The 24,661-nt window shown below is 62.9% G+C and carries 21 protein-coding genes and 1 tRNA gene; 9 read left to right on the top strand and 13 right to left on the bottom strand.

What is annotated here, in order from left to right; genetic code table 11:
* Positions 1–98: 98 nt before the first annotated feature.
* The 3 genes from gabD to ACLCGK_RS18970 form a co-directional block, all read right to left on the bottom strand.
* Positions 99–1,541 (bottom strand): NADP-dependent succinate-semialdehyde dehydrogenase, encoded by a 1,443-nt coding sequence (gene gabD, locus ACLCGK_RS18980; RefSeq protein ID WP_015268576.1) that lies wholly within the window; start codon positions 1,539–1,541, stop codon positions 99–101.
* Positions 1,542–1,879: 338 nt separating this feature from the next.
* The gene (locus ACLCGK_RS18975; protein ID WP_410952676.1) at positions 1,880–3,556 is read right to left on the bottom strand and encodes an aryl-sulfate sulfotransferase; all 1,677 of its coding nucleotides are present in this window, start codon (positions 3,554–3,556) and stop codon (positions 1,880–1,882) included.
* A 17-nt stretch (positions 3,557–3,573) separates the two neighbouring features.
* On the bottom strand, positions 3,574–5,910 hold the full coding sequence (locus ACLCGK_RS18970; protein ID WP_410952675.1) for a TonB-dependent receptor: 2,337 nt from the start codon (positions 5,908–5,910) through the stop codon (positions 3,574–3,576).
* Between the two features lie 192 nt (positions 5,911–6,102).
* Here ACLCGK_RS18970 and ACLCGK_RS18965 point away from each other — a divergent pair, with 192 nt between their 5' ends.
* Entirely contained in the window at positions 6,103–7,017 is a 915-nt protein-coding gene (locus ACLCGK_RS18965; RefSeq protein ID WP_410952674.1) for a LysR family transcriptional regulator, read from the top strand.
* 129 nt (positions 7,018–7,146) lie between these two features.
* On the opposite strand, the gene ACLCGK_RS18960 is transcribed toward ACLCGK_RS18965, so the two are convergent.
* Together ACLCGK_RS18960 and ACLCGK_RS18955 are read right to left on the bottom strand one after the other, a co-directional pair.
* Positions 7,147–8,052, bottom strand: a complete 906-nt coding sequence (locus ACLCGK_RS18960) for a TauD/TfdA dioxygenase family protein (RefSeq protein WP_410952673.1) — start codon at positions 8,050–8,052, stop codon at positions 7,147–7,149.
* Positions 8,053–8,089: 37 nt separating this feature from the next.
* Positions 8,090–9,127 (bottom strand): ABC transporter substrate-binding protein, encoded by a 1,038-nt coding sequence (locus tag ACLCGK_RS18955; protein WP_410952672.1) that lies wholly within the window; start codon positions 9,125–9,127, stop codon positions 8,090–8,092.
* A 297-nt stretch (positions 9,128–9,424) separates the two neighbouring features.
* On the opposite strand from ACLCGK_RS18955, the gene ACLCGK_RS18950 reads away from it, so the two are divergent.
* Positions 9,425–11,014, top strand: a complete 1,590-nt coding sequence (locus tag ACLCGK_RS18950; protein ID WP_410952671.1) for an ABC transporter permease — start codon at positions 9,425–9,427, stop codon at positions 11,012–11,014.
* The gene (locus tag ACLCGK_RS18945) at positions 11,011–11,874 is read left to right on the top strand and encodes an ABC transporter ATP-binding protein (RefSeq protein ID WP_410952670.1); all 864 of its coding nucleotides are present in this window, start codon (positions 11,011–11,013) and stop codon (positions 11,872–11,874) included. The genes ACLCGK_RS18950 and ACLCGK_RS18945 overlap by 4 nt, the downstream gene beginning before the upstream one ends.
* 148 nt (positions 11,875–12,022) lie before the next feature.
* On the opposite strand, the gene ACLCGK_RS18940 is transcribed toward ACLCGK_RS18945, so the two are convergent.
* From ACLCGK_RS18940 to ACLCGK_RS18905, 8 genes are all read right to left on the bottom strand, one after another.
* A complete protein-coding gene (locus ACLCGK_RS18940; protein WP_075044300.1) occupies positions 12,023–12,304 on the bottom strand; it encodes a DUF971 domain-containing protein in 282 nt (93 codons plus the stop codon).
* A complete protein-coding gene (locus ACLCGK_RS18935; protein WP_410952669.1) occupies positions 12,304–13,269 on the bottom strand; it encodes a HEAT repeat domain-containing protein in 966 nt (321 codons plus the stop codon). The genes ACLCGK_RS18940 and ACLCGK_RS18935 overlap by 1 nt, the downstream gene beginning before the upstream one ends.
* Positions 13,266–14,117: an ABC transporter ATP-binding protein gene (locus ACLCGK_RS18930; protein ID WP_085618380.1), complete on the bottom strand. Its 852-nt coding sequence runs from the start codon at positions 14,115–14,117 to the stop codon at positions 13,266–13,268. The genes ACLCGK_RS18935 and ACLCGK_RS18930 overlap by 4 nt, the downstream gene beginning before the upstream one ends.
* Positions 14,114–14,899, bottom strand: coding sequence for an ABC transporter permease (locus ACLCGK_RS18925; RefSeq protein ID WP_410952668.1), 786 nt, complete (start codon positions 14,897–14,899; stop codon positions 14,114–14,116). The genes ACLCGK_RS18930 and ACLCGK_RS18925 overlap by 4 nt, the downstream gene beginning before the upstream one ends.
* Positions 14,900–14,914: 15 nt before the next feature.
* Positions 14,915–16,321: an ABC transporter substrate-binding protein gene (locus ACLCGK_RS18920; protein ID WP_410952667.1), complete on the bottom strand. Its 1,407-nt coding sequence runs from the start codon at positions 16,319–16,321 to the stop codon at positions 14,915–14,917.
* Positions 16,322–16,439: 118 nt separating this feature from the next.
* Complete coding sequence (locus ACLCGK_RS18915; protein WP_008096634.1) at positions 16,440–16,685, bottom strand: ferredoxin family protein; 246 nt, start codon at positions 16,683–16,685, stop codon at positions 16,440–16,442.
* Positions 16,686–16,748: 63 nt separating this feature from the next.
* Entirely contained in the window at positions 16,749–18,473 is a 1,725-nt protein-coding gene (locus tag ACLCGK_RS18910; protein WP_410952666.1) for a fumarate reductase/succinate dehydrogenase flavoprotein subunit, read from the bottom strand.
* Positions 18,470–19,219, bottom strand: a complete 750-nt coding sequence (locus tag ACLCGK_RS18905; RefSeq protein WP_410952665.1) for a GntR family transcriptional regulator — start codon at positions 19,217–19,219, stop codon at positions 18,470–18,472. Before ACLCGK_RS18905 ends, ACLCGK_RS18910 begins: the two co-directional genes overlap by 4 nt.
* Before the next feature lie 208 nt (positions 19,220–19,427).
* Between ACLCGK_RS18905 and ACLCGK_RS18900 the strand changes: the two genes are divergently transcribed.
* From ACLCGK_RS18900 to ACLCGK_RS18875, 6 genes are all read left to right on the top strand, one after another.
* A tRNA-Arg gene (locus ACLCGK_RS18900) sits at positions 19,428–19,504 on the top strand.
* Between the two features lie 210 nt (positions 19,505–19,714).
* A complete protein-coding gene (locus ACLCGK_RS18895; RefSeq protein ID WP_003260236.1) occupies positions 19,715–20,224 on the top strand; it encodes a hypothetical protein in 510 nt (169 codons plus the stop codon).
* An 11-nt stretch (positions 20,225–20,235) separates the two neighbouring features.
* On the top strand, positions 20,236–20,766 hold the full coding sequence (locus ACLCGK_RS18890) for a DUF5384 family protein (RefSeq protein ID WP_015268560.1): 531 nt from the start codon (positions 20,236–20,238) through the stop codon (positions 20,764–20,766).
* A gap of 57 nt (positions 20,767–20,823) precedes the next feature.
* Positions 20,824–21,147 carry a hypothetical protein gene (locus tag ACLCGK_RS18885; RefSeq protein ID WP_015268559.1) on the top strand — a complete coding sequence of 108 codons (324 nt, stop codon included), beginning with the start codon at positions 20,824–20,826 and terminating at the stop codon, positions 21,145–21,147.
* A gap of 174 nt (positions 21,148–21,321) precedes the next feature.
* The gene (locus ACLCGK_RS18880) at positions 21,322–23,052 is read left to right on the top strand and encodes a dipeptidase (RefSeq protein WP_015268558.1); all 1,731 of its coding nucleotides are present in this window, start codon (positions 21,322–21,324) and stop codon (positions 23,050–23,052) included.
* A gap of 248 nt (positions 23,053–23,300) precedes the next feature.
* The gene (locus ACLCGK_RS18875) at positions 23,301–24,251 is read left to right on the top strand and encodes an IS110 family transposase (protein WP_075047071.1); all 951 of its coding nucleotides are present in this window, start codon (positions 23,301–23,303) and stop codon (positions 24,249–24,251) included.
* Positions 24,252–24,661: the final 410 nt, after the last annotated feature.

Here is a 24,661-nt window from a genome sequence, read left to right as displayed (position 1 = left end):
CCGTGAACGCCCTGGCCACCAGGTACTGCGATGTAAAAAAGGCCAGCGAGACGTCGCTCTCGCGCCCCGCTGGCAGAGGTAAAGCCTTTACCGTGCTATCAGACGCTGATGCACAGGTATTTGATTTCGAGGTAGTCCTCGATACCGTACTTGGAACCTTCGCGGCCCAGGCCCGAAGCCTTGATGCCACCGAACGGTGCCACTTCATTGGAGATCAGGCCGGTGTTGATACCTACCATGCCGTATTCCAGGGCTTCGGCAACACGGAACACACGGCTCATGTCGCGGGCGTAGAAGTACGAGGCCAGGCCGAACTCGGTGTCGTTGGACATGGCGATCACTTCGGCCTCGTCCTTGAAGCGGAACAGCGGCGCCAGCGGGCCGAAGGTCTCTTCCTTGGCGACGGCAGCGGTCTTCGGTACGTCGACCAGAATGGTCGGCTCGAAGAAGTTGCCTTCGATGATCTTGCCACCGGACAGTACCTTGGCGCCTTTGCCAACGGCGTCTTCGATGTGTTCCTGGACCTTGGCGACAGCCTTGCCGTCGATCAGCGGGCCAGTGGTGGTGCCTTCTTCCAGGCCGTTACCGATCTTCAGCTTGGCAACAGCGGCGGCCAGCTTCTGGGCGAACGCGTCGTAGACGCCGTCCTGCACGTAGATACGGTTGGCGCAGACGCAGGTCTGGCCGTTGTTACGGTACTTGGAGATGATCGCGCCCTCGACCGCCTTGTCCAGGTCGGCGTCGTCGAACACGATGAACGGGGCGTTGCCACCCAGCTCCAGGGAAACCTTCTTGATGTCCTTGGCGCATTCTTCCATCAGCTGGCGACCGATTTCGGTCGAGCCGGTGAAGGACAGCTTGCGGACCAGGGAGTTGCCGGTCAGTTCACCGCCAACTTCGCCAGCGCTGCCGGTAACCACGCTCAGCACGCCAGCCGGGATGCCGGCACGGTGGGCCAGCTCGACCAGGGCCAGGGCGGAGTATGGGGTCTGCGAGGCAGGCTTGAGCACCATGGTGCAGCCGGCGGCCAGGGCCGGGCCGGCTTTACGGGTGATCATGGCGGCCGGGAAGTTCCACGGGGTGATGGCCGCGGTAACACCGATTGGCTGCTTGATGACGATCAGGCGCTTGTCTGGCTGGTGGCCCGGGATGGTGTCACCGTAGACACGCTTGGCTTCCTCGGCGAACCACTCGATGAACGAGGCAGCATAGGCGATTTCGCCCTTGGCTTCGGCCAGCGGCTTGCCTTGTTCGGTGGTCATCAGGCGAGCCAGGTCGTCCTGGTTCTCGATCATCAGTTCGAACCAGCGACGCAGCTTGGCCGAACGCTCCTTGGCGGTCAGGGCACGCCAGGCCGGCAGGGCCTTGTCGGCGGCTTCGATGGCGCGGCGGGTTTCCGCGGTGCCCATCTTCGGCACGGTACCGATGACTTCACCAGTGGCCGGGTTGGTGACCTTGATGGTCTGGCCGTTGTCCGCATCCAGCCACTCACCATTGATGTAGGCTTGCTGGCGGAACAACTGAGCGTCTTTGAGCTGCATGTCGGCTTCCCGAATTGTTGATTGTTGAAAAGCGCCCAAGGCAGGGCATCGAGCGTTTGAAATCTCAAACGAATGCTAAGCGGCTGCTGGGGTGTTGGACAATAGGCTGTTCGAAAAAAAGAACGAATGGTTGAACACCCTGGCGGAAATTTCACATTTCTGTGCCGTAGCAACCGGCCCTATCGCCGGCAAGCCAGCTCCCACAGGGACCCCACAAAATTCAGCACCTGTGGGGTCCCTGTGGGAGCTGGCTTGCCGGCGATAGGGCCAGTACAGGTTAGACGAACGAGCTGAAGGAAATGTGATGGGAGGACCGACGGCCCTCCCGGAGGGATGGGTCAGAAGGCCTTGGCCAGGTCGATCACCAAGGCTCGGTAACCCACGCTGCCCGGCTGCCGGCTGTGCACCTTCAGCTCCACCAGCACCTCCTGGGTCCCGCGCCGCACCTCGTTGAGCACGGTGGTGGTCAGTTTCTCCGGGGTCAGGAAGTTCACCGACGCCGAGTAAATGAACTGGGTGTCGGTCTCCGGCCGGTAGGCCACCACCGAGGTCACCGGGCTGTACCACTCGTCGCCGCGCTCCTTGCCGTATTCCCACACCTGCTCGACCGTGCCCTTGGCCTCGTCGATGCGGTATTCCACCGCCCGACTGTAGTTGCCGGTCAGCCAGGTCGGCGCAAAGTCGCGGCCCCAGCCGTTGTCGAACACGGTCAGCGTGCCTTTGCCGGTCAGCCAGGCGGTGTGCTGTGTCCACGACCAGTCGAAGCCTTCGCTCGCCACCGGCGTCAGCACCTTCTCGCGCAGACGCTCAGGCCAGCCTTGAGGCGAGGCGAGAATCCACTTCACCTGCTTGTCGCGGCCTATCTTCACCACGCCCTGGTGCCGTGCTGAAACGATGATGCTGTCGTCATCGGCGTCGTAGTCGATGGCATTGACGTGTGCCCAGTTACGCCCTGTGCCCACGCCCGGGGTGTCACCAAAGGGCAGGTCACCTTCGGCCAGTTCGTTGGCCAGCCGCTCGTCCTGTTTCTGCACCCCGGCCGGCAACTGGATGGCTGCCTTGCCCAGGGTTTCCAGCAGGTCGCCACGGTACGGGTCGAGAATCTGGTTGAGGTCCCAGAAGTCCAGCACATCACCGGCCTCGTTGACCTCGATGATGTGATCACGGATCGAGCGCACGCGCTTGCCGTCGGGCCGGCGATAGTCGCTGGTGCCCACCCGCAGCAGGTAGGTGCCATTGGCGGTCTCGCGGATTTCATGGGAGAAGTCGGCAAACTTGTCGGGCAGGCTGCGCTGCCAGATGCGCCGGCCCAGCAGGTCGTACTTGGAGTAGGTCTGGCCCTGGCCCCAGATCAGCTTGCCGTCGCGGGTCTGCTGGAAGCCCATGGTGCCGCCCAGGCCATCGCGGCGGTTGGAGTCGTGGATCTGCTCGATGTCCAGGTACCAGCGCACGTCGCCATTGCTGTCGGCGATCCAGTTGTTACCCACCTGGTCCCATTCCGCCGCGCCGCCCAGGGCATTCCACTTGAAGGCGCGCCCGCCCGGGATGTCCCCCTGCAGGTGGTTGAACAGGTACAGGCGCTGTTCAAAACCTGGCGCTACCTTGACTGGCTGCACTTCAGGCAAGGCAGCGGTCTGCCTGGCCACCACCGGCAGGCGCACGGCCGGAGCGTAGATCTGGTACTGCTCGCGGATGCGCTCGCCGTCGAGCTTGTAGGTCACTTCCACCTGGTTGACGTGGTCCGGGTACAGGCCGAATACCGGGATGCCGCCATAGGTCCACAACGAACGGTCGGACACCTCGTAGGCGATGTCCACACCGCGCTCACCCCGGCCCAGCACGCGCACGTGCGCGGCACTCAGGCTGCGCCCACCGTCGCGAATGATCGCGGTCAGCGGCGCCAGGCGATAAGGGTTGACCACCACGTCGCCGAGCAGCGCCTCGTCACGTTCGGGGACCTTGGCGGTCAGGCAGGCGCCCTCAGGCAATACAGGGGTTTCGGTCTTGGCATTCATGGCAAAGCTCCTTGTGCTCAGAAGTCGTAACGGGCGGTGGCGCCGAAAGTGCGCGGGGTACCGAGCACGCCGGCATAGCCACCGTTGGCGGAGTTCCACAGGCTGGTGAAGTAGGTCTTGTCACCGGCGTTCTTCACCCACAGCGACAGGTCCACCACGCCGTCGCCCTGGTCCAGGCGCACACCGGCGGAGAGGTTGACCAGCGCGTAGCTGGGGATCTGGCCGAAATCGGAGTCGTCGATGGTGCCCACCGCCTTGGAGCGGAAGGCGTAGCTGGCGGTGACGTAGGGTTCGATGTGCTCGCTGGCCTGCCACTTGTACTGGGTGTTGAGGTTGGCGATGTACTTGGAGGCGCCGACCACCTGGTGGCCGGACAAATCGCAGGTGGCGGTAGCATTGGCCAGGCTCACCTCCGGCGGGCACGGGGCGTCCTTGTACTCGGTGTAGCGCACGTCGTTCCACGAGCCGTTGAAGTTGACCGTGAGGCCGCGCAGCGGCAGCGCCGTGGCTTCGAACTCCAGGCCACGCGAGCGCACGCTGCCGGCGTTGGCCAGGTATTGCACACGGTTGATCTGGTCGTAGACGTTGGCCTGGTAGCCATGCACTTCGGCCCAGAACAGGTTGGTGTTGAGTTGCAGGCGGTCGTCGAAGAGCGAGCTTTTCAAGCCGAGTTCGGCGTTGTTGACCCGCTCGGTGCCGACCAGCAGCGAATCGGTGCCCAGCCGTGGCGCAGCGCCGACGGTAAGGTTGATGCCGCCAGACTTCTCGCCGTGGGTCAGGGTGGCGTAGCCCAGCAGTTGCTCGTTGAAGCGGTAGCTCAGGCCCAGGAGGCCAGAGGGGCTGAAGCTGTACTGGTTGAGGTCGCCTGAATCGTAGGCGCCTATTCGGGCCTGGCGCGCTGCTGCGGCGGCCCCGGTTACTGCCGCGCCGCCAGTTGGCGCATCGCGGGTCACCCAGGCGCTCTTTTCTTCATAGGTGCCGCGAATGCCGGCGGTGAAATCCAGGCGGTCGGTTACGTGCCAGGTGCCCTGGGCAAACAGCGCGTAGCTGTCCGTGTCGATGTGCCCGTTACCAATGGTGTCGACGTTGGCCAGGGCGCCAGCCGGGGTGAGGTTCCAGATGTCCGCCTGCGGCCCGTAGTAAGTGAAGGATTTGTTGTCCAGATCCTGCTTGAAGTAGTACGCGCCCAGCACGTAGTCGAAGGCACCACCAGTGGGCGAAGCCAGGCGGATCTCTTGCGAGTACTGCTTGTCGCGCACCGACACCCCGGCGCTGTAGAACACCGGCACGTTTAGGCCGTCGTCGTTGCGCGGGGTGAAATCCCACCAGCGGTAGGCGGTGATCGAGGTCAGGGTGAAGTCGTTGGGCAGGGTCCAGTTGGCCTCCACCGAGGTACCGCCCTGGAAAACGGTCACCTGCTGGTCGGCGTCGAAGTTGACCTTGCGGTGCTTGCCCGACACCAACGTCGCGCCGGCCTGGGTGGCCAGGCTTTCGTAGCGATTGACGCCATTGATGGTAGGGCCGGTGCTGTACAAGCTGAGGATGCCATTGTCGGAGTCTTCTTCGTTGTATTCGCCGATCCAGCGCAGATTGAAGGTTTCGCTCGGTTTGAACAGCAGCTGGGTACGAAAGCCTTGGCGTTTGCCACCGTTGAGGTCGTCGCCGTTGTGGATGTTCTTCACATAGCCGTCGTCTTCAGTGCGGTAGGCGCTGATGCGCCCGGCCAGCGTGTCGCTGATCGGCCCCGAGAAGCTGCCTTGGGTTTGCAGATAGCCGTCTTCACCAATCGACTGCTGGATGCTGCCCTCGCGGTGGAAGGTGGGCTTGCGCGTGGTGATGTTGAGCACGCCGGCTGTGGTGTTCTTGCCGAACAGCGTACCTTGCGGGCCGCGCAGCACCTCCAGCTGCTCCACGTCCAGCAGGTCGAACACCGCCATGCCGGGGCGGCCGAGGTAGACGTTGTCCAGGTAGATGCCGACGCTGCCTTCCAGGCCATCGCTGGCGGGGTTGTTGCCCAGGCCACGGATCGAAATGCTCGACTGGCGGGCATGAACGTAGGCGACGTTGGTGCTGGGTACCAGTTGCTGCAGGTCCTGCACACGGTAGATGCGTTGACCTTCCAGGGTTTCGCTGTCGAGCACGCTGATCGGCGTGGGCACGCTTTGCGCGGTTTCTTCGCGGCGGCGGGCATTGACCGTGACGGAGCCGAGCTTGGCTTCCTGCTCCACCGCCGGGGTGGCGCTGACCGTCTCTTCGGCGAAGCTGGCAGAGGACGCCACCAGCAGCACGCCGGCAGCCAAGGGTTGCAAGGTGAAACGCGACGCGCGCGCAGGCCAACGGGAAACTCCGGACATGCAAATGCTCCTTGAGGCATGGGCCCTGGCGAGCATTTCCGTTGGCGGAACCGAATCGCAGTCAGTCGGGCTTATATTCTTTTAGGCGATATAAATATTTGTAATTCATATTTTGTGGAATAAGTGACTCCCTTTATAAGGGGGCTACCCCTTGTCAGCAATTGCATTCGACCGAAAGTTTCAATGTAAAAAATGCATATCGATCTCCGTCAGCTGCGTCACTACATTGCCCTTGTCGAGCACCGCAGCTTCGTTGCTGCGGCCGCTGCGGTGAACCTGTCGCAATCAGCGTTCAGCCGCAGCATCCAGACCCTCGAGCACAACATCGGCTGCCGCCTGGTCGACCGCGCCAGCAAGGAGCTGGCGCCGACTCGCCAGGGCCTGCTGGTGCTGGAGCATTCGCGGCGGCTGGTGCATGGGGCGCACAACCTGGTCAACGAGATCCATCAGTTCAACGGTGCCACTACCGGCGTGGTGCGCTTCGGCTCCGGCCCGGCGCCGGCAGGGGGTTTGGTACCGCGGGCGGTGGCACGCTTCGTCGCCGAATACCCCGCGGCACGTACCTGCTTCCAGGTGGATAACTGGCAGGCGCTGAACCGCAAACTGGTTGCCGAGGAGATCGAGTTCTTCGTCGCCGACACCCGCCAGTTCGAGTCCGACCCGGACTACCAGGTGCACAAGCTGACGCCGCAGCGCTGGCATTTCTGCTGCCGCGTCGGGCACCCGTTGACCGAGCGTCAGAGCGTGCGGGCGCGTGACCTGTTCGACTACCCCCTGGCTACCACCTTCCGCCCGCCGAACATCCGCAAGATCCTCAGCGACCTCAGCGGGCGGCAGGATTTTCTGCCGACGGTAGAGTGCGAGCACGGCTATGCACTGCTGAATGTGGTGATGCATTCGGACACCATCGGCATTGCCTGCAATGCCAACTTGCGGCCGTATCAGCGTGACGGGGGATTGGTGGCATTGCAGCTGGCCGACCTGACGGTGGAGCAGGAAGAAGCGTTCTATACCCGTTATGGGGTGGTGAGCCGGGTGGGGTATGGGCTATCGCCGTTGGCTCAGGGGCTGGTCAGGCAGTTGATTGCCTGCGATACCGAGTTTTAGCTGGCGGGGGCTTTGCCCCCGAATCGCCGGCAAGCCAGCTCCCACAAGATCACCGCAGCCTTCTGGCCTGTGATGTACCTGTGGGAGCTGGCTTGCCGGCGATAGGGCCGCAAAGCGGCCCCGGCGATATCAGCCTTTACGCGTGGTGCGGCTCAACTGGCCATCCACCCCGACCGGCACCTCACCCGCCAGGGTCACCCGCCGCACCACCCGCGGCTGGGTCCCGTAATCATCCACCGCATAATGCTGCGTCGCGCGGTTATCCCAGATCGCCACGTCCCCCGCCTGCCAGCGCCAGCGAACGGTGTTCTCCAGACGCGTCACATGCCCTTGCAACACCGCGAACAGGTGTTGCGAATCCGCCAGCGAATAACCTTTGATGCGCTTCACGAAATGCCCCAGCTGCAGCACCCGCTCGCCACTGATCGGATGCACGCGCACCACCGGGTGCTCGGTCTCGTACACCGTGGAGGTGAACACTTTGCGATAGCGCTCCAGCTTGGCCTGGTCCACATCGGGCTTCACGCTGGCGTAGTCGTATTCGTTGCTGTGCACCGCCCATAGCTTGTCGGCCAGCTCGCGCAGCGGCTCGGGCAGCTCCTGGTAGGCCGTGGCGGTGTTGGCCCACACGGTATCACCACCGGATGCCGGCGCCACCACGCTGCGCAGGATCGAGGCCTTGGGGTAGGCGTCGACGAAGGTCACGTCGGTATGCCAAGAGTTGGCCCGCTGGCCTTCGGCACCATCGAGCTGCAACAGGTAGCTGGTGCCATCCACCACCGGCACGGTGGGGTGGGCGACCGGCTCACCGAGCAACTTGGCAAAGGCTTCCTGGCTTTGGTCATCCAGGTGGGTCTGGCCACGGAAGAAGATCACCTTGTGCTTCACCAGCGCGGCCTGGATGGCGTCGAGGGTGGCGGCATCAAGGTCGGCGGACAATTGCACCCCGCGAATTTCGGCACCGATGCGGCCGGCAACCGGGTGGATGTCGAGTTCGAGGGTTTGTGGCGCGGTGGCCAGGGCGGCGTTGCTCATGGTCGTGTCCTTGCGGTCATTGTCGGGTTTTCGGGGTTCAGCGGGCGGCCTGCACGGCCTGTTTCTGTTGCAGGGCGGCATCGAGGAAACGTGGTTCGATCCAGTCGGCCACCTGGAAGCCACGGCGGATCAGGCGCTCCTTGGCGGCCAGGTCCACGCCCTGTTGCAGCTGGCCGACGAATTCGGCGTCCAGCCGTGGATCGAAGTAATGGGCCAGGTCTTCCTTGGCCAGGTCGTCGCTGAGGATGCTGCGCGGCCAGTTGGCATTGCTGGCCACCAGCTCGACATAGGCCTCGCGGTTGTGTTCGTCGCGCAGCCAGGCGCTGGCCTGTTGCTGGGCATTGACCAGGCGCTGCACCAGCTCGGGGTATTTGCGGATGAAATCGCCAGTGCCCAGCAGCACCGCCTGGGTACTGCCGGCACCTTCCAGGTCACGCGAGTTGACCGGTAGCTCGACCAGCCCGCGCTCGCGCAGCGACAGCAGGTTGGACAGGCCCCAGGTGGCGTCGATCTGCTTGGCGGCCAGCGCGGCATTGGCGGCGTTGAAGTCCAGGTTGATCACCTTCAGGTCGCGCTCGCTAAGCCCCTGACTGGCCAGGGCGCTGGCGAACGACAGCTGGTTGGCGGTGCCACGGAACACCGCCACGCGCTTGCCTTTGAGGTCTTGCAGGGTCTTGATGCCGGAACCGGGCACCACGCCCAGGTAGCTCTTCACTCCACGTACCCCCGCCGACAGCACGCGGGTGTCCAGGCCATTGGCCTTGCCGACGATAGCGGCCAGGTCGCCGAGGTATGCGAAATCGGCCTGGCCGTTGGCCAACGCTTCGTTCACCACCGGCCCGGCGCCCTTGAAGAAGTGCCAGTCGATGCGAATGCCGTCCTTGGCGAATTCCTTCTCCAGCAGTTGCTGGTCACGCAGCACGTCGACCACGCCACCGGCGCTGGGCTTGCTGCCCGCGCTGAGGTCGGGCACGGCGATGCGGATGCTTGCTGGCTTGGCCGGCTCAGCTGCATGGGCGCTGAGGGTGAAGGCCAGCCCAAGGGCGGTGATCAGGTGGCGCAGCGGGGTTTTCATGGCAAGGCTCCTTGGCAGGCTGCCACCGGCGATGGCCGGCGCTTTGGCCAGAAGCTAGGCAGGTCTGGTTAGAACCTACAAAGATCAAAACTTCATTCTTCAGTAACTGGAAGGCATAAATCAGGCGGCATGCGGGCCTGCGGCAGGCTTGCGGAAAACGCATGGAAAATATGAGGAAAACGCAACGGCGAGGGGCTTCCGTATGCATGAAGCGCATGCTCTTATCTCTTGAAAGTCATTTTTTAGAATTTTTAATTCCATAAATGAATAATCTAACAACGCTTCGAGAGATGGCCGATGAATGGAGTTCTGAGCAGGAATCGGAGGTGGCTCCGGGGGCCGCTGTGCGGCCCTATCGCGACACAAGGCCGCTCCTACAAAGGCCTCGCATACCTGGTGCCTGCAGCAATTGCCGTGCTGTGGGTAGTGGCCAGCCGGGAGCACTGGATGAGCGAGCAGATTCTGCCGGCGCCAGCATTGGTTTGGCAGAGCGCGGTGGAGTTTGGCTCCGGCGAGCTGTGGGGGCACCTGTGGATAAGCTTGCAGCGGTTGTTCTGGGGGCTGGCGGTCGGCATCGGCAGCGGGTTGCTGCTGGGTGTTTGGCTGGGAGCTTCGCGGCGGGCGCAAACGCTGGTGCTGCCGACCTTCGTGGCGCTGGCACAGATTCCTACCCTGGCCTGGATCCCGTTGTTCATGCTGTTCTTCGGGATCGGCGAGCTGCTCAAGCTGGTGGTGCTGGTGAAAGCCGTGGTGGTCCCCGTCACCTTGCACACGCTGGTCGGTGTACGCGATGCCCAGCCCAAGCTGCGAGAGGCCGCTGCGGTGCTGCGCCTGCCTCGCCATCTACTGTTCCTGCGCCTGCTGCTACCGGCTGCCCTGCCCGCCTTCCTCACCGGCGTACGCCTCGCCCTGGCCACCGGCTGGACCTCGCTGCTGGCGGTCGAACTGCTGGCCTCCAGCGAAGGGATTGGCTACCTGATGGTGTGGGGACGGCAGCTGTTCATGCTCGACCTGGTGCTGCTGTGCATCCTGGTGATCGGCCTGGTCGGCGCACTGCTGGAGCGCGGCTTCTCGGCCCTGGAAAAGCGCCTGCTGTACTGGCCACAAGCTGCCACAGGGGAGCAGCACCGTGGCCCCGTGCCGCGGGGTTGGCAAAGCCTGCTGCTGCCACTGGCACTGTTGGCCCTGTGGCAGTTCAGTAGCAGTTTTGGCTGGGTAGACAGCAACATCCTGACCTCACCACTTGAAGTGTTGCGCACCCTGCTGACCGGCCTGGCCGATGGTTCGCTGCCGCAAGCCTTGCTGCTGAGCCTGCAGCGCGCTTTGGCCGGCTTGCTGCTGGGCGGTAGCGCTGGCCTGCTGGCCGGTTTGCTGTTGGGGCTTTCGGCCAATGCCGAACGTATCTTCGGGCCTAGCCTGTCGGCGTTGCGTCAGGTGGCGCTGTTTGCCTGGGTGCCGCTGCTCACAGCCTGGTTCGGCCTGGGTGAAGGGGCCAAGCAGGTATTCGTCGGCATGGCTGCGTTCTTCCCGTTGCTGATCGCCACCCAGCGCGGTATCGCCAGCCTCTCGCCACAGCTGGGCGAAGCGGCGCGCACCCTGCGCCTGAACCTGTGGCAACGCCTGCGGCTGCTGGTGCTGCCCGGCGCAGCCCCGGCCATTTTTGCCGGCCTGCGCCTGTCGCTGATCTACGCCTGGCTGGGCACCATCGGTGCCGAATACTTCATGCCCTCGGACGGAGGCATCGCCAGCCTGATGATCGGCGCCCAGCAGCTGTTCCGCATGGACCAGGTAATGGCCGCCATGCTGCTGATCGGCCTGGTCGGCGCCCTGCTCGGCACCCTTGGACAACGCCTCGAATCGCGCGCCACGCGCTGGAGAACCGCATGAACGCCTTCAACACCTCGCACCTGCACGCGGCCAACCAGCCCGACGTCACCCCGCCTCTGGTCAGCTTCGAGGGGATCGGCAAAGTGTTCAGCGTCGATGGGCAGCCGCTGGAAGCCATCCGCAACTTCAACCTGTCGATCAACCAAGGCGAATTCATCGCCATCGTTGGTGCTTCCGGCTGTGGCAAATCTACTCTGCTGCGCCTGCTGGTGGGGCTGGATACCGACTACAGCGGCAACATCCGTGTGGACGGCCACACTGTCAGCGGCATTGGTAGCGAACGCGGCATCGTGTTTCAGGAGCACCGGCTGTTCCCCTGGCTGAGCGTGGAACAGAACATTGCCCTGGGCCTGGTCAACGAACCGCTCACCCAGGGTGAGCGCGCGCGGCGGGTACACGAGTTCGTGCAACTGGTGGGGCTGGTCGGCTTCGAGTCAGCCTACCCACACCAGCTGTCCGGCGGCATGGCCCAGCGCGTGGCGATCGCCCGAGGCCTGGTAGCCAGCCCGCGTATCCTGCTGCTCGACGAGCCGTTCGGCGCGCTGGATGCGCTGACCCGCCAGCAACTGCAGGACGAGCTGCTGGCTATTCGCGAACGTGCAGGCATCACCACGCTGCTGGTCACCCATGACGCCGAAGAGGCCACCTACCTGGCCGACCGGGTGGTGGTTCTGGAACCGCGCCCGGGGCGGATCAAGTCGGTGGTGGAGATCGACCTGCCACACCCACGGTTGCGTACGGGCGCGGCACTTCACGAGCTGCGGGAGAAGGTGCTGCACCAGGTCACCGGGGATGGCGGCTACCTGACGCCGCCGGTGCGCCGGGTCGAAGGGTTGAGGCCGGAGCTGATTGCGCTCTGAGCCTGTGCGGGCATGCCCGCGAAGAATCCAACGCGGTGGCTGGCACCGGCTACGCCGGTGTTCGCGGGCTTGCCCGCTCCCACAGGAACCGCGCATTTTCTGAGCCTCGCACCAAACCTGTGGGAGCGGGCATGCCCGCGAAGAAGACTCACTGGGCAATCAGGTCACGCAGGTAAGCCCAAGGGTAGATACCCCGTTCATGCCCATCGCTGAACACCAGCTGCACGCCATATCCTTGCGGCTCGATTTGCACCACGCGCACATCATCGCGCACCAGACTGATGCTCCCCTGCAGCCGTGCCGCTCGGCATTGTGAACAGGGGCAAGCACCGCGCAGGCGGGCATGGCTGAGGCTGTGTTCGCCGTCTTGCCATTGCAGCACCAGTTGCCCGGGCCCGCGCATGTTGCGAATAGCTTGCGGGGCGTTCATCAGTAGGCCCCGCGCAGTTGCGCCATGGCGATCCGCACAGCCTTGCGCACCTCGGGATCGCTATCGGCCTCGGCGGCCTGCAGCACCGGCAAGGCACGCGCCTGGCCCAGCTCACCCAGGGCCAGAGCCGCCTCCTTGCGCAGGTTGGCAATGCCGTGGCCAAGCAACTCGCCAAGCGCGTCCAGGGCCGCAACATGACGCAGCCGCCCCAGAGACCGCGCCGCACGCAGACGGACTTGCCAGAAGTCATCGGCAAGGGCATTTACCAGTGCCGGGCCTGCTGGGGCCAGGCCCACCTTGCCTAGCGTGGTGGCGGCTTCTTCGCGCACTTGCCAGGCCTTGTCAGCCAATGCAGCCACCAATGCTGGCACCACCGCGCTGTCGCGGGCGAGGCCCAGCGCACCAATGGCCGCGCGGCGCACCTCGGTGTCCGGCTCGTCTGCGGCAAGCTTTGCCAATGCTGGCAATGCCGGCTGGTGTTTGAGCCAGCCAAGAATACCCACTGCCTCACGCCGGACCGCGGCGTCGCCATCGGCCAGGGCCAGCAGTGCAGGCTCTGCAGCATCTTCCAGGCGCAGCTCGCGCAAGGCACGCAGGGCGCTGGCACGGACGAAGGCATCGGCATGCTTGACCCATGGCAGGATCAGCTGACCGGTTTCAAGGCTCTTGAGTTCGCTGAGGCTCTGGGCGGCAGCCAGCCGTACCGGCTCGGCAGCATCGGCCAGCGCAGCACACAGGGCCTGCACAACTTCGGGTTCTTCCCAGGCCTCGAGCAGGCGCGCGGCCTCGGCACGCACCTCGTCGGCGACATCCACCAGCAGTGCATCGGTGAGCCATGGCAAGCCATCCGGGTCTTCCAGGTCGGCCAGTTCGATCAGGGCGATGCGGCGCACGCCTGCATCAGCGGCACCAAGGCGAGGCAGAAGAGCAAGGATGTCGGGGTTGTCAGTCGTTCGTTCAGTCATAGCGCGATCCGTAGCGGTGGGTGCTCAGTGTCCGGCAGTCCCAGCGGGGTCAGGCGCGGGAGTTCGCGGCCTTCCTCGTGACGGAGCAAGGCCAGACAGTGACGCTTGAGGTGAGTGAATTCAGGGCTGGTCAGCAGGCTGGCGCGGCGTGGGCGCGGAAACTCCAGGTGCAGGTCTTCGATAAAGCGGCCAGGTCGCGGGCTCATCACCAGGATACGGTCGGCCAGGAACAGCGCCTCGTCGATATCGTGGGTGACGAACACCACGGTGGTACGGATGCTTGCCCAGATATCCAGCAACAGCTCCTGCATGCGTGCACGGGTTTGCGCATCCAGGGCACCGAAGGGTTCGTCCATCAGCAAAAGGCGCGGTCGGTTGATCAGCACCCGGGCAATCTCGGCCCGTTGCTGCATACCGCCGGACAACTGACTGGGCCAGCGCCCGGCAAAGTCGGCCAGCCCCACCAGTTGCAGCATTTCACGAGCCTGCCGGCGACGTTCGGCGCGGCTCTGGCCCTGCATCTTCAGACCAAAGGCCACGTTGTCGAGCACGCTACGCCAAGGCAGCAAGGTGTGGTGCTGAAACACCATGCCACGCTGCGGTGACGGCCCGGCAACGGTCTGGCCATCCACACTCAACTGGCCACTGCTGGGCACCAAGTGCCCGGCCAGGGCGCCAAGCAACGTCGACTTGCCACAACCGGAGGGGCCAAGGATGCAGACGAACTCGCCAGGCTCTACGGCAAAGTCCAGACGCTGCACCGCCTCGAATGCTTCGCTGCCGTGCCCCAGTCGTATCGACAGGCCACGCCCGTCGATCCGCCCTGGTGCTGGTTGATAACTGTTCACCAACTGGCCCTCCGCGTGCGGTACCAAGGCGTGGCCAACTCCCCAAGGCGCTTGACCAGGGCGCTGCTGCCCATGCCCAGCACGCCGATCAGCAGCATGCCGACGATGATGTCCGGGTAGTTTTGCAAGGTGTACGACTCCCAGGTGTAGTAGCCGATACCGAACTGTCCGGAAATCATCTCGGCGGTGACCAGGCAGAACCATGAAGTACCCATGCCGATGGCCAGGCCAGTGACGATGCTTGGCAACGCTCCAGGCAACACCACTTCGCGCAGGATCGAGCAACGCTCTGCACCGAGGCTGCGAGCCGACGCCACCAGGCGCGGGTCGATGGCCTCGACGCCGTGCACGGTGTTCAGCAGGATCGGGAACAGCGCGCCAGTGAACGTTATGAACACCATCGACAGTTCCGACGATGGGAACATCAGGATCGCCAGCGGGATCCACGCCACCGCCGGAATCGGCCGCAGCACTTCGAGTGGCGGCAGCAGGGTGTCCTCGGCCCATTTCGAGCGGCCGATCAACAACCCCAGGGCCACGCCAATCAGCGCCGCGGCGCCATATCCGGCAAAAACCCGTGACAGGCTACTGCCCAGGTGCGCCAGCAGGGTGCTGGAGGTCAGCAACTGCCAGCCAGCTGCCAGCACCGCCTTCGGTGTGGGGACATAGGTGAACGTCAGCAGCCCGAGGTCCAGCTTCACGCTCGCCGCGACCTGCCAGAACAGCAGGCAGGCCAGCAGCGAAGCCAGGCGCACCGGCCAGCGCTTGAGGTTGCAGGTCATGTCGGTACCTCCCGGTCAGCGCTGGGCGACCAGCTTCTGGTTGGCGCTGACGAAGTCCAGCGCTTCACCGCCATGGGCCTTGGCATACTGCTCGGCCTGGTCCTTGAGCAGGAACGCCGCCAGTTCACCCTTGGCGTTACGCACGAACCAGGCCTGGTTCGCCAGCAACTTGATTCCGCTGTCGGCGGCCTGGGCGTAGATGGCGCGGATGTCCTTGCCCTCCTGCTCCAGCTGGGCCAAGGCGCCAAGCGCGGCCTCCGGCGAAGCGTAGTGGCGGACCTTGCCTTCGCCGCGCACCCAGATCTGTGCCAGGCGGCTGAAGTCGGTGATCGGTTTGCCTGTCAGCGCGTCATTGGCCTTGAGTGGCTGCGGATCGTAGTCCTTCAGCGCCTTGTCGTAGTCCAGGCCAGCCTCCTTGAAGGCCGCACGGATGTATTGGTCGTCGATGAACTTGTCGGTGTCGAGGCCGCGGTCGGTCTTTTTAAGCAGCTTGAGCGTATCGATGGAGGTTGCGACTGCCTGACGGTATTCAGGCTTCCATGTCAGGTCGCGGGTCTGCAGGCCGAGCGGGCCGTGGAACAGGTAATTGACCTCGGCCTCGATGCCGGTGACTTTCTCGATCAACTCGCTGTACTTCTCAGGTTCCGCAGCGATCAGCCGATCGGCTTCGAGGCTGGCGCGCAGGTAGGCGGTGACCACTTCGGGGTATTTCTTCGCATAATCGGCATCGACCAAAGCGCCATGGAAGGTCGGTGCGTTGGCCTGGGCGCCGTCATAGATCTTGCGGGCGAAGCCGCGGTTGGGGAACAGTTCGGCGAACGGCACGAAGTCGGCATGGGCCTCGATGCGGTTGCTACGCAGGGCGGAACCGGCGATTTCCGGCGCCTGGGCGATGATTCGCACATCCTTCTGCGGGTCCCAGCCCTGGGCTGCTACGGCACGCAGCAGCATGCCGTGGGCGGTGGAGGCGAACGGCACGGAAATGGTCCTGCCCTTGAGTTCAGCCAGCGACTGCACGCTGGACGCCGCCGGTACGACGATGCCATTGCCGCTGCCGTGCACGCTGCCCGACAGCACGCTTACGAACAGGCTGCGCTTGCTGGCATCCAGGTGAGCAACACCGTTGAACGACCCGGGGAAGTCGGCCATTGCACCGAAGTCGAGTTTGCCAGCGACCATTTCATTGGTCAGTGGCGCACCGCTGGTGAAGTTCTTCCACTCCACCTGATACTTGGCGCCTTTGTAATTGCCGTCATGCGGCAGGTACTTGTCCAGCAGGCCAAGCTCGCGTATCAGCAGGCCACCAGTGGCGCAGTTGATGGTGGTGTCCTGGGTGCCAATGGCGATGCGGATGGTTTCGGCGCTGGCATTCAGGCCAGTGAGCGCCAGCGCGAGGCCGGCCACGGTTGCAACAAGGCGCATGGGTGTTTCCCCTCGAGTCGTTATAAGAGTTGGGTCGTCTCCGCCGCCCGGCTTGGGTGGTGGGAAACGAGGGGCACAGCAGGAGGGCGTCCGGTGGTGCGCCGGATGGCGGGATGAATCAGCGCAGCAGGTATGGGATGTCGACCTTCACCGCACCCGTGGGGCAGTCCTTTTCGCAGGGCATGCAGTACCAGCATTCGTCGAAGGCCATGTAGGCCTTCTGCGTGGCCGGGTTGATCGCCAGCAGGTCCATGGGGCAAACCTCCACGCAGACGGTGCAGCCTTTTTCGGCGATGCACTTGTCTTCGTCGATGGTGACGGGGGCGCTGCTGCGGAAGAAGATTTCTTGCGGCTGGTAGGCCATTTCACGGAGTCCTCGGGGCCTGCGGCCCTCGTTCTTCGAAGTGTTCACAGGACACAGCGTCGCCTAGGCTGCATCGGCCTTTACCCGCAGCTGGTCGTAGGCGGTCTGCTCTTCTGCGTCCAACGCAATCAGGTAAGGCTCGACCGCTTTCCTGAAGCTGGTCATTTCACCGTTCTCGCCCTTTTTCAGATGGCAATGGCAGAACCACTCGCCATCGTTGCGCTCGGGGAAGTCCACTCGGTGGTGGTACAGCCCCCAGCGGCTTTCCTCGCGGAACAGCGAGGCCCGCGCCGCCATCTCGGCGCAATCGCGAATCACCGAAACTTCCATCGCACGCATCAGTTCATGAGGGTTGCTGGCCTTCATCTGGTCCAGGTCACGTTCGATCTCGGCAAAGCGCTCCAGGCCGATTTCCATCTTTTTGGTCACCTTCGGAGGTTGCAGGTAATCGTTGACCATGCGTCTGAGCTTGTACTCGACCTGCGCTGGCGGCAGGCCATGCTGACGCTGCAGCGGGGCAAACACCCGCGCGCGCTCGCGCTCGACCTGTTCGGCATCGACCTCGGCGAATTCGCGCCCGGTCACGTAATGCGCAGCGTTCACACCGGCAAACCAGCCATAGGTGAAGGCCCCGAGCATGTAGTTGTGCGGCACCGCTGCCATATCGCCCGCGGCATACAGCCCTTTGACGCTGGTCTCGGCCTTTTCATTGACCCACACCCCCGACGCCGAATGCCCGGAGCAGAAACCGATCTCCGAGATATGCATCTCGACCATGTGCTGGCGATAATCGGTGCCACGCCCGGCGTGGAACTGGCCACGACTGGGGCGCTCGTTGCTGTGCAAGATATCTTCGATGTTCTGGATGGTTTCCTCGGCCAAGTGATCGAGCTTGAGGAACACCGGGCCATTGCCGCCCTCGAGTTCCTGATGGAACTCCCACATCATCTGGCCGCTCCAGTAGTCGCACTCGATAAAGCGCTCACCCTTGCTGTTGGCGGTATATCCACCCAGTGGGCCGGTGACGTAGGCACAGGCCGGGCCGTTGTAGTCCTTGATCAGCGGGTTGATCTGGAAGCACTCGAGGTTGGCCAGTTCGGCACCTGCGTGGTAGGCCATGGCGTAGCCATCACCGGCGTTGGTCGGGTTCTCGTAGGTGCCCATCAGATAGCCCGACGACGGCAGGCCCAGGCGCCCGGCCGCGCCGCAGGCAAGGATCACCGCCTTGGCCCGCACCACGCGAAACTCGCCGCTACGGCAATCGAAACCCAGCACGCCAGCAGCCGCACCTTCACCATCGAGAAGCACACGAGTGCAGACCATACGGTTGCTGATTTCGACCCGGGCACGCTTGAGCTGACGGTACAGCACCTTTTTGATGTCGTGGCCTTCGGGCATGGGCAGCACGTAGGCGCCCATGTGGTGAACCTTTTTCACCGCGTAGTCGCCGGTCTCGTCCTTCTCGAACTTCACCCCCCAGCGGTCGAGTTGCTCGATGGTTTCAAAGCTGTGGGTAGCGTAGGCATGCACCGTGGCCTGGTTGACGATGCCGTCATTGGCCACGGTGATTTCCTTGGTGTACTGCTCGGGGGTGGCATGGCCTGGGATGATCGCGTTGTTCAGGCCATCCATGCCCATGCTGATGGCTCCGCTGCGCTTGACGTTGGCTTTGTCCAGCAGCAGCACGCGCAGGTTTTTGTCCTGCTCCTTGGCCTTGATCGCCGCCATCGGCCCGGCGGTACCGCCACCGATGACGATGATGTCGTAGTCCTGGGTCTGGATGCTCATGCCTTGCTCCCCTTCTGGCGGTCGATGCGCAGGCGGTACTGGAAAGCATCGCCGCGGTAGTAAAGGTGTTCGAAGTCCAGTGGCGTACCGTCGACGGCATGGGTCAGGCGCTCGATGCGCATGATCGGCGAGCCTTCCTCAACATCCAGGGCCTGGGTCAGGTCGCTGTCGGCCAGCACGGCATCGATGGCCAGGTCGGCGTGGCCAAGGGCAATGCCGCAGTCGTTTTCCAGGAGCAGGAAAATGTCGCGGGTGACAAGGTCGGCCTTTTCCAGTTTTTCGCCGACGGCCTTGGGCAACCAGGTCAGCTCCAGCGACACCGGCTCGCGGTTGATCAGCCGTACTCGGCGGATCTCGGTGACCAGGCTGCCCTCCTCGACCTGCAGCCGCGCGGCCACCAATGCATTGGCTGGCACATGGCGGAAGCTGCGCAGGCGGTTGATCACCTCGTAACCCATTTGCGTCATCGACTCGCCCAACCCCTGCAGGGTACTGACGTTCTGGAAAGCCTTGGGCTTGGCTACGAAGGTACCCTTGCCGTGGATCTTGAAAATCAGCCCTTCCTTCTGCAGATCGCCCAGCGCCTGGCGCACGGTGATGCGGCTGACGTCGAAAGCCTTGCCCAGTTCGCTTTCCGAGGGCATGCGGCTATGCGATGGATAAGTGCCGTCGAGGATGCGCTCGCGCAGCAATTCCTTGAGCTGGGTGTAAAGCGGTACCGGGGACAGGGGGAGCAGTTCGGCCATGGGGTCTCTTCGCTGATCGGATACTTGTTATAACAAGTTGTGACCAGAGAATAGAGGGCATAATAACTGCCGTGGAAATATCGATATCGCATATGGATAGATGCGTTTGTGATTGCTTCTGCCGGCCTCTTCTCGGCGAAAGGTAAAAACAGCTACAGATCAAGGCGATGGACGCCATCGGATCAGATGGGTATCATGCGTGCGCGTTGCACTCGTAGCTCAGCTGGATAGAGTACTGCCCTCCGAAGGCAGGGGTCGTGGGTTCGAATCCCGCCGAGTGCGCCATACCCCTCACAAAGCCCGCCTTGCGCGGGCTTTGTCGTTTCTGCAAGACAGTGTCGGCCTGCTCGCGTTATTTCGTTTGGCGCTTACTGAAGCTGGCTTTAGTCCTGATGGCTTTACCTGGTTGGATCCATCTGCCTAGAATAGTGGCATTATGCCTCATCCTTCAGATGGATCGTCGCAAGGTTAACCATACCCTCCAGGGAATCAGGAATGAAAATGCTGAAACACTGTCTGGCCTTGACCATCGCCGCCACCCTCGTGGGTTGCCAGGCGACCGGTGAGCAATACCAATCCGATGTGTTCGATGCCAGCCAGGTAAACACCCAGCAGGAAGCCAAGACCGTGAAAATCATCACGGTCTCGCCGACCAAGATCAAGGTCAGCAACGAGAAGAACCAGAAAGCCGCAATGATGGTGGGTGGTGTACTGGGTGCGCTGGGTGGCGCGGCGCTGGGTGCAGGCCACAACAAGGACACAGCGATCATCGGCGGCGTGGCAGGCGGTGGCGCCGGCGCCCTGGCCGGTTCCCTGGTCAGCGATACCTCGCTGGTGCCTGGCGTGCTGATCGGCTACTCGGAAAACGGCAAGATCTACACCTCCGCCCAGGTTGGCCGCCCGTGCGATTTCGAAGTGGGGGGCATCTCCCTGATGGTCATGACCATCTCCAACGAAACCCGCATCCAGCCAAATGCGACCTGCCCAGATCCGAAAAAGAGCTGAGGCCTGAGCACATGAAGCACATTGTTCTGGGCACCGCCCTCGCACTGTCTGCCGCCACTGCCATGGCAGGCCAGTTCGATCAGCTCTACCAGATCGAACAGCAGACCAAGCAATCCGAAGCCGCCCTGGAAACCGAACGCCTGCGCCAGGCCGCCGCCGCCGAGCAGCGCGCCGAAGCTCGCGAAGCTGCTGCCCGCCAGCAGCGCGCAGCGGCCCAACGTGCCTCCGCGCAGCGTGCCGCCGAGAAACAGCAGGCGCAAGCAGCCGAGCGCAAGCGCGTGCAGACCCGCGAAGAAGCCTACGAGGACGACCTGCGTGCGCTGGAGCTGGAAGAGCGTCGCCTGGCCCTGCAAGCGAAAAAGGCAAAGGTCGCCCGCGCCAACGACTACATCGATGCCGAACTGCGCGACAGCGCTGCACGCACCGACGTGATCCAGTCCAATGCAGACTCCGCACGCAACGTCACCTCGGGCGCCAAGTCGCTGCTCGAGGACGCCGGCAAGGCGGAAGTGAAACGCGCCGGCAGCCTGTTCGGCGAGTAACCATCCAGGTGCGGTCCCGGCCCGCAGGCCGTGACCGCCCGTTGCAGAGACAACATCATGCTACGTCTGATCATGCTGGCCACGGCCGGCCTGCTGCTGAGCGGCTGCCTGCAGGAAGAAGCCAAGTTCCCCACCGTCGACCTGCACGGTCGCCTGGTCGTCGACCAGGAAATGACCGCATCGCGTCAGGCGCAGGGCATCCAGGGCGAGTACTTCAAGCGCGTCCTCAGCGTGAATGGCCAGGACATGGCCTTCAACGACTTCGTCCAGCAATACTGCCCGGACAGCAACACCCGCAACGAAACCTGTATCAAGGCCTTCCGCATCAAGAAGATCGACGATGTCAGCGGTGCCACGAGGTTCCTGCCCAACGGGCTGTAATCACCGTTGGAAGCACTGGAAAGGCCCCGGCAACGCGCCCGGGGCTTTTTCGTTTGTGCGACATGTCGCGTTTCTGGCACTCCCGTGCCACGGGTCATTGGTGTTAGCGTGGGCGTCTTCCCGTTTCCCGACGGGTAACCCACAACAATGATTGGCGAAGGAATGCGCACAACCATGCACCTGAAAAAACTTACCGCCACCACCCTGCTGCTGGCCAGCATCGGCCTGTTCACCCAACCGGCACAGGCCAACCTTACCCAGCAGCAGTCCGCGGCCATCGTCAAAGCCTTCGACGGCAGCGACCCAAGCGACTTCAAGCAGTTCCTCGGCAAGCTCAAAGGCAGCGACCTGGCCAAGGCCGACAACCTCGCGGCAACCCTGGATGCTTACCTGGCCGGCAAGCCATTGGCCGCCGAGCAGCAGAACGAGATCAACCGCCTGCTCGGCCTGTATACCCGCATCAAGTACGGCAAGGCTGCCAGCGAAACCCTGCGTGAACTGGTGGCCATCCCCACCTTCAACGTCGAAGGCACGCCGCAGCACGAGAACCCCGAGTTCCTCAGGATCGCCGAAAAGATCAAGGCCCTGGCCGACAGCTTCGGCCTGGCTTTCCGCAATATCGACAACCGGGTGTACGAGATTTCGCTGGGCAGCGGTAAGGAAGTGGTCGGCATCCATGCCCACGCCGACGTGGTGCCAGTCAACCCGGACAACTGGAAGCTGGCCGATGGCACGCGCCTGGACCCGTTCAAGGTCACCCTGGTCGGTGACCGCATGTACGGCCGCGGCACCGAAGACGACAAGAACGGCATTGTCGTGGCGATGTACGCGCTGAAAGTGGCCAAGGACGAAAACCTGCCGCTGGCCCGCCAGTTCAAGCTGCTGATCGACACCACTGAAGAAACCAGCGGTGATGCCATCCCCTACTACTTCGAGCGCAACCCCACGCCCGACTACAACCTGGCCCTCGATGGCGGCTACCCGGTGGTCATCGCCGAGAAAGGCTACGGCACGATCATGGCCAGCTTCAGCAAGCGCCAGGCCAGTGGCAAGGGTGCCGAGATCGTCAACCTGACCGGCGGCCTGGCCACCAACCAGATCCCGACAACCTCGGTCGCGACCCTGGTCACCGACAACCCGGCGAAGCTGGCCAGCCAGCTGGAAAAAGCCGGCGCCGATTACGTGAAGCGCAATGGCGGCGACTTCAGCATCGCTGCCAAGGCCGATGGCAAGCAGGTGTTGCTCACCGTGACCGGCGTTTCCGCCCACTCTTCGGAGCCGGAGTCCGGGGTCAACCCGGTGGCGCGCATGCTTGGTTTCATCAACGGCCTGGGCAAGGATGTGCCGCTCAAGCACAACCACTTCACCGATGCCGCCCGCTATGCCGCCGACAACTGGGGCCTGGACTACCTGGGCAACAAGCTCGGCGTGGCCTTCAAGGATTCGTTCATGGGCCCTCTGACCGCCTCGCTGACCTTTGTCGGGGTGGATGAAAAAGGCCTGAAACTGGCGGTGAACCTGCGCATTCCGAAGGGCAAGCCCATTGCCAAGATCAAGGACGAACTGGCTGACAAGCTGGGCAAATGGACCCGGCAGAGCCATACCTCGGTGGCCTTCGACTACAGCCTGGACGAGCCGATGTACCGCAACCCCGAAGGCGAATGGGTCAAGGCCTTGCTGGACGTTGCCACCGAGAACCTGGGCATGAAGCACGAGTTCGGCACCTCGGCGGGTGCTACCTCGGTACACGACCTGCCTAACGGCGTGCAGTTCGGCCTGGCCATGCCGGATGTGAAGTACACCGGGCACAACGACAACGAGTTCAAGACCGTGGAGCAGTTCATGCTGGACTTGCAGGTGGTGAGTGAGATGGTGGCGCGGATCGGGCAGATGCCGAAGCTCTGAGCCAACTCTACCGGCGTCTTCGCGGCTAAAGCCGCTTGTGTCTTGATGGGGGATTAGAATTTGGAGTGAGAGCGGTGAATGGCAAGCTGAATGCCGTAGGTGCCTTGAGCACGTGTGGGAGCAAAAGCTGCCATTCACCGTTCCACTTTGGCGAGAGCCCGAACAGTTGGATGCGGCTCTGATCTCGAATCACAAGCGTGGGCCAAGCCAAAGTCCTCTCACTGTTTTGAGTTTAGGAGGTTTTGGTGATGGCTTCCTTCTTGGGTATCGATGTTTCCAGTCTCTCCCTTGATGCTGCGGTGCGGCCACAGGGCATCAAAATGCATTTAAGCAATGATCCAACAGGGTTTGAGGCGCTACTGGAGAGCCTTCGCAAGCTCAGTATCAAACGCGTCCTGTTAGAGGCGACGGGTGGCTACGAGCGAGATGTCATGCGTTTTCTACAGGACGCTGGCTACAAGGTCATACGCGTCAATCCCAGGCGAGCCAGGTCATTCGCTGACTCTTTAGGCATCAAGGCCAAGACTGACGCCATCGACGCCGAGGTTCTGGCGCACTATGCCGAAGTCATTCCAGATCAACCCTCTCTACGAGTCAGCCCCGAACGAGCGCTTCTGCGAGAGTTGCTTCAGCAACGTGATCGGATGGTTCAACAGCGAGATGACGACCTGCGGCGCCTGAAGCAGGTGCAATCGACTGCAGTTGCTAACTACCTGAATGCCAACCTGAAACACTTCAAGGCGCAGATCAAACGGGTTGAGTGTGAGATCGAACAGCAAATCGCGATGCTGAACGACGAACGGGTTGCCCAGCTGATCAAAGTGAAAGGCATTGGGATGGTGACGGCGGGCAAACTAATAGCGCTGCTGCCGGAGCTAGGTCGGGTTGAATCCAGAGAAATTGCCTCCCTGGTTGGGGTGGCGCCCTTCAACCACGACAGCGGGAAATTCATGGGCAAGCGCTCTATCTCTGGCGGGCGATTTGCGGTCAGGCGATCGCTGTACATGGCATGCCTTGTGGCGATGAAATACAACCCAGCACTCAAGGCTCGTTATCAGTCACTGCGGGAGCGCGGAAAACTTCCCAAAGTCGCTATCGTGGCCTGCATGAGAACGTTCATCGTGCGGTTAAATGCCATGCTCAGAACGGGTACATCATGGCTCGATCTAGTGCTACCGCAGCCTGAAAGTACAACGTAAATCCAGAACGCAGCGTGAGCCGCGTGGAAGCGGGCTTGCCCGCGAAGCCAACACCGTGGTGGATGGCACGGGCTTCGCCCGTGTTCGCGGGCAAGCCCGCTCCCACAGGGATCGCGCCAGCTTTTTGAAATTGAGCAAGACAGTTGCTCCCACCTCGACCGCATCGGCCTCGAGCCAGGTGCTATCCCTGTGGGAGCTGGCTTGCCGGCGATGAGGCCAGTACAGGCAACACAAGACAGTTGCTCCCACATGGGCCGCATAGCTTTCAAGGCTTGCGCTGGACCTGTGGGAGATGGCTCAGCCTTTTGGGCTGCGCTGGCGCGTAGATAACTGAAATTGCAAGCAAACCGCGTACCCTGTGGGAGCGGCTTTAGCCGCGAAGAATCCAACGCGGTGCATGGCACCGGCTG

It is taken from the genome of Pseudomonas sp. S1(2024) (assembly GCF_046557535.1).
This window is presented reverse-complemented; position numbering and strand designations above follow the sequence as displayed.